The following is a 4978-nucleotide window of genomic DNA, read 5'->3' as shown; positions in this document are numbered from 1 at the left end:
CCCTGTCCCCTATACACAACAAGATGGGAGAAAGAGACAGGGCAGGTGTGGCGTGCGCGCTTGGCCCGGCGCCTCGGCGCCAAAGCTCCACGGCGGCGGTGGTTGCCCGCACCTTGATGGTACTGTCTTCAAAATATGCTTCCTTACCCGATGCGCCGTCGCCGGTGAGGGTGATTTTCGCCAAATCCGCCTCCACTGCTTCTGTTGCAATGGCACCGCCGGTGTAGCCATAGGGGAGAAACACATAGACGCTGCCGTCAGTGCCAAGGTCGGGGTCAATCTTGAAGCTGTCAACGCCGTTTTTGACAGCGCCGCTGGTGGTAGCGTCAGCGCTGTTGATGATAACACCAACCCACGACCCGCCAATTTTCGCTCCGCTGCCGATGGAGAGGGAGGAACGACCCACCGTACCGCCCGCAGCGCCGCCATAGACGTTGTTCGTCACTGTACCGCCGCTGATGGTAATAGCGGCTGTATTCACAGAAGAACCGCTGCCGCTGCCGCCGCCGCAGACGTTGTTCACCTTGCCGCCGGTTATATTAACCGAAGCATTGTTTACTGTACCTTTGTAAGCGCCTCCATAAACATAGGATGTCTCACCGCCGCTGATCTTGACAGCAGCTGTGCCCGTAACAGTAGCTGTGCCGGTGGTACTCTCATCACCGCCGCCATAAACGCTGCCCGCCGTGCCGCCGCTGATGGTAACATTGGTGCTGCTCACAGCTGCATTCTTGCTGCCGCCGTAGACAGTGCTTACATTGCCGCCCAGCATGGTAATTTTTGTTTCACCTGTGATGGCGGTATTGTCGCTGCCGCCGTAGATGGTGTAGCCGACAAGGTTATTCCCCGTGATGGTACCATCGGCGAAATCGCCGGGCTTGAAAATGCTATCTCCATCGGAAACGCTTCCGCTGCCGTCCTCATCGACATAAATAACGGTTTTTCCGATGTCACTTGCCCCCGCCGCTAAAATCAGGGGCGCGCCGTTGGCGTAGATGCTTGTGGATACCACCGTTGGAACCGCCGCCGGTGCGGGATGAACCCTGCCCACCGTGCCGCCGGTATGGCTGAAATAGCTGCTCAAATTGTCTGCGGTCACGCCATTGGCAGCAAAATACACCGAATAGCCCGCCGGGTTTGCGGTGTTTGTCACCTGGGCGCTGTCCTTGATCTCCAGCACAACGGCGGCGGGGGAGGGCGCTATGTTAAGATAAATCGTGCCTTGCATGTTATATTTGTTCTCACTGGTGACAACTGCATTGCCACTAATCGTTATCTTGCCGGCGGAGGCGTTTTTAATGGCCATGCCATCCTGGCCCGTTGCCGACACCGTGCCGCCGCTGACCGTGACTGTGCCGGAGCTGCTGTGGATGGCACAACTCCCCCCGCCGCTTGCCGACACTGTGCCCCCTGTTACCATGACATTGCCGGAGGAGTAGCTAAAGATGGCATAGCCACTTACTGCTGACACCGTGCCGCCCTCTACCGTGACTGTACCGCTGGAGTTGTTATAGATGGCAGATGCCATGCCGGTTGTTGCCAGCTTGCCGTAGGCGCCGCTGTCCTTTATCGTAAGCCCCGCGCCGTCTTCCAGTTTGATTGCGCGGCCGTTGGCGAGGCCGCCGTACGTAATGGTATAGCCGTTCAGGTCCAGGGTGAGAGACTTGCCGCTGATTTCAACGCCGGTTGTGCCAAGGTCAATGTTGTCGATGATTTTCAGCGTGTCGCCGTCCTGCGCAGCCGTGATGGCGGCGGCCAGGGTGGCAAAATCGCCATTTGGATCAACCTTGGCGTTATCACGCCAAAGCTCCACGGCGATGGTACCTGCAAGCAGTGTGGGGGTATCGTTTATTATCGCCGTTTGCAGTGCCTGCACCGCCGCCAACAGATCAGAATGCTCATCAGCAAACTTCGCGAAGTCCTTGTCCGAAAGGCCATCAAGGGCGTCCAGCGCGGCGTTGATCTGCGCTGTGATTTCTGCCTTTTCCTCCTCGGTGGTCTCTGCCGTTATGCTGTCCGCATTTGGAAGCGCGGCAAATAGAGCCACAACCTCAGCGTAGGTGAGCGTTTTTTCCTGCTCCGTTCCAACGGGCGGTGCGTCCGATTCGGCGGCAAAGGCCGTCATGGGCACAAGGTTAAACACTAAGCAGAGCGACAGCGCCGCGGCCGCCAGCTGCCGCGCAGGCTTGCTCCGCAGCACCTTTCCCAAACGCTCCGCACAATCGCCTATCGCCGAAACGGCATACAGGAAAAAGACACAAAGCAGAGCAAGTGGTAGATGTGCCCTGCGCCTTTTTCCAAAGCGTATCAATCTTTGCAGCATTAAATCCATAACTTGATTCCTCCTCTTGATAATTTTCTTATCTTTTTTCGATGATAACTTCCGCCGCCGTAGGGCAGGCGGCTCATTTTTGGGGGGATACATTTCATATTCCGGCGGAACGCCGAAAAAAAACAAGCGGTTCAAAGCTCAATTTTCAGATACCTCCGTTCCGTAAAAAGCAAACAACCTTACAATCTTGCTTCTGTTCAACAAAATGCGCAGATTCGCGCTAAAATACACTTGCTCAGTCGATTTGCTTTTTCGGCCAGCAGCAGATTCCCACGTCCAGCGCCACCCGCTCCTTCAGGTGGAAATCAGCGTATTTACAGTACCAGCACACCCGTTCCTCCGGGAGTACGGCAGTGCGGGGCGTGAACGCCGGGCAGCATTGGCGGGGCCAGACGCTCCCGCCCACCCGGGGCTCCTTCAGCGGGCGATCCTCTCTGCGGCGGCGGCTCACTTCGGCGGACGTATTCATAGATGATCCCTCCTTATAGTCAGAATAGGATTGTTTCCGGGGGTTCCCCCGGAAACAGATAAGGGGCTTGCCCCTCATCTGAATATGCTCTGCCAGTTCATTATGCGGCGCGCCTTGATAGCAGCCCGGTTTTTTGTTACCGCTATTTTAGCAAAAAAGGGGCGGCTTATGGGGGGAAATGAGAAATTGGTATGTTTTTACGACAAATTGGTATCCCGTCTCAAAAAAAGTGTTTGACAGAAGGCTCATTTTGGAGCTTTAATCGTGTTAAAAGTTTCTGTCATGTGCGCGTTGCTAAGTTTCGCACCTCTTATTCTTGTCTAAAATTAGAAAAGGCACGGACTTCTTTGGAAGAAACCTGTGCCTCGATTTTTTATATAAAAGTAGCGCCCTTTTTACCAATCCCTAGGAAAGCCGCATAAACACTGGCTTCTCGGGGAAGAGAAAAAAGGGCGCCACCTAAATTTGATCTATCATTTACTAGGATTTAATAGATTTCTTGACTTCTCAATTCTTTGTAAAAGCCCATTTCGTGTGAGTTCAAATACCAAGAGGACTTTAAATCATTGAAATGAGATCCTCAAAGTCGCACTCCATTAACGGGCTTTTCAGGGGTAAAAACCCCCGAAAAAGCCTGATGTCCTGCGGTTTTTACCGCAGGACATCTTTTTCAGGATGTAATTGTGGTGCGGACGACAGGGGTCGAACCTGCACACCGAAGTACCAGCACCTAAAACTGGCGCGTCTGCCAATTCCGCCACGTCCGCATATTCATTTCACCGCCTGTGCGATCGAAACGCCCGGCCCGATCACTTATAGAAGATCCAGCCTATCATATTCTGATCGTTCCACCAGAGCAGCTCTTCATGCCATCTCACTTATGTTACCAGATCAAAAAAACAATGTCAATATAAATTCTATCAAGCGTTGATAACTGCTGAAAAATCGTTCAGCATCGATTTAGCGACCCGCGGTTCTGATGTGCAAGCGCATATATTTCATTCGGTCGGACTGTGCGGCGGATGAATAACTGAACAGCTTGTTTCCCTGTCGTGAAACCCGATCCGCAATAAAAATCTACATATTCTGTCTCCATTTTTTGGGGCGGCCGAAGGAGTCGGCGCCGGAATAGGTGAAAAGAGCAAAAAAAATGAAGAATCACCGAAAAACGCATGAAAATAAGGGCCGATCTCTCCATATTTGCCGTGAAATAGGCGAAAACACAGAAAAAAATGCAATCTCACCTATTTGCCGGCCCTATTTCGGTGAGATCGAGAAAAAAATCTGCCTTTCGTCTATCTGTCCCAAGAGTCCGCCGCCTGCCGGGGCTCATCAAGCCCGCCGGAGGCCGACAATGCAGCCGAAAATCTGCAGTCTGCCGGGGGCCATCAAGCCCGCCGGGGGCCGACAATGCAGCCGAAAATCCGCCGCCTGTCGGGGCTCATCAAGCCCGCCGGGGGCCGACAATGCAACCGAAAATCCGCCGTCTGCCGGGGCTCATCAAGCCCGCCGGAAGCCGACAATGCAGCCGAAAATCCGCCGCCTGCTGAGGCTCATCAAGCCCGCCGGAGGCCGACAATGCAGCCGAAAATCCGCAGCCCGCTGGGGATCGTCAAACCCGCCGGAGATCCGCCGCCTGCCAGATCAATATGCCTTCCGGAAGCCCACAGCCCGCCGGGGGCCGGCAGTAGATCCTGCTGCAAAACGCCGTCGCTCATTTTTTACAGAAATGTCAATGCTGAAATGGAGTTGAAAATGGCCAGTTATTTTCCACTTCACTTTCCAGACCACTTTCCAGAGTTGACACCCCAAAACACCCCTGATCACTACAATATATATGCCATCACTGGAAATTAAGTCCAAGACGTCAAAGCCCCGAAACCCATTGATATTAACAGGTTTCGGGGCTTATTTCTTTGGTGACTCCATCGGGAATCGAACCCGAGTTACCGCCGTGAAAGGGCGGTGTCTTGACCGCTTGACCATGGAGCCATCATACATTTTTATCCAATAAGCGGCCCATCTTCCGATGAGTCGCTTATTAGATTTTTCAAACTGGCGACGTCCTACTCTCCCAGGCAGCTGCCCGCCAAGTACCATCAGCGCTAGAGAGCTTAACTTCTGTGTTCGGGATGGGAACAGGTGTGACCTCTCTGCTATTGTCACCAGATCTCTTG

The 4978-nt window shown here is 53.6% G+C and carries 1 protein-coding gene, 2 tRNA genes, 1 rRNA gene and 1 pseudogene; all 5 read right to left on the bottom strand.

The features are described from left to right. Nucleotides 1-2332: pseudogene (locus tag E0E37_RS00410) on the bottom strand (hypothetical protein); the annotation flags it as partial. A 235-nt stretch (nt 2333-2567) separates the two neighbouring features. Continuing rightward, complete coding sequence (locus tag E0E37_RS00405) at nt 2568-2801, bottom strand: hypothetical protein (protein WP_130861006.1); 234 nt, start codon at nt 2799-2801, stop codon at nt 2568-2570. 684 nt (nt 2802-3485) lie between these two features. After that, nucleotides 3486-3568: transfer RNA gene (locus E0E37_RS00400), tRNA-Leu, on the bottom strand. 1150 nt (nt 3569-4718) lie between these two features. After that, a tRNA-Glu gene (locus E0E37_RS00395) sits at nt 4719-4793 on the bottom strand. Nucleotides 4794-4854: 61 nt separating this feature from the next. Next, a 5S ribosomal RNA gene (gene rrf, locus E0E37_RS00390) occupies nt 4855-4971 on the bottom strand. Nucleotides 4972-4978: the final 7 nt, after the last annotated feature.

This window comes from Bacilliculturomica massiliensis, assembly GCF_900605495.1.
Classification (GTDB): domain Bacteria; phylum Bacillota; class Clostridia; order Peptostreptococcales; family Anaerovoracaceae; genus Bacilliculturomica; species Bacilliculturomica massiliensis.
This window is presented reverse-complemented; position numbering and strand designations above follow the sequence as displayed.